Annotated in this window: 1 protein-coding gene; it reads left to right on the top strand. The window is 53.7% G+C overall.

Going from position 1 to position 726, the window contains the following annotated elements:
* Positions 1 to 90: 90 nt before the first annotated feature.
* Entirely contained in the window at positions 91 to 675 is a 585-nt protein-coding gene (locus E1297_RS01075) for a Panacea domain-containing protein (protein ID WP_155132810.1), read from the top strand.
* Positions 676 to 726 lie beyond the last annotated feature (51 nt).

The raw sequence follows: 726 nt of genomic DNA, 5'->3' as shown, positions 1-726 counted from the left end.
ATTGGCCGCAGCCGCTGAAGCAGGGAGCCTCATCCCTCAGGTCGGGGAGCAGTTACGGTATTAAATCGCGTAGAAAAGGCGCGGAGACTCATGAGCTATGAACCCAAAAAGGCTGCGCAGCTTATCGCTTACCTCATCATGAAGGCGGGGGCGGATCAGCTGAATGTTTTGAAAGCCATCAAGCTGGTATATTTGGTCGACAGGGAAAGTGTGCGCTCCTATGGGTTTCCTGTCCTAGATGAAGATCGAGTCTCCCTGCCGCACGGCCCGGTGAACTCAATGACTCTCGGTTACATCAATGGCCAAATTCCGGACGATGCTGGATGGACCGATTTTCTCAAAGACCGCGAGAAGCACACCGTTGCGCTCGCAAATGACAGCCTGACGGTTGATGATCTTGATGAGTTGAGTGATGCTGACCTGAAGTGCGCCGATAAGGTCTGGAATGAATTCGGCGGGATGGGTCCGTTTGAACTTCGTGATTGGACGCATGATTCGCGTAATGTACACGAATGGAAAAATTCAAATGGCGGCACGGCGGTTATTCCTCTGTTACGGATGTTGAATGCCGTAGGTGTGCCCGATGCTGATGCGTTCGCAGCCGAGGCAGAAGACATGAAACGGATCGATGAGGCATTCAAGCGCGCAAGGGCACTCACGGCGGGCGTTTCCTAAAAAACAGGGTAGGCCGTCAGTCTGCGCGACGAGATTCGCGTTGCTGACGGG

This window comes from Roseibium sp. RKSG952, assembly GCF_009711355.1.
This window is presented reverse-complemented; position numbering and strand designations above follow the sequence as displayed.

Coding starts and splice junctions, on each gene's coding strand:
- E1297_RS01075 (WP_155132810.1), top strand. CDS start 91: ATGAGCTATGAACCCAAAAAGGCTGCGCAGCTTATCGCTTACCTCATC.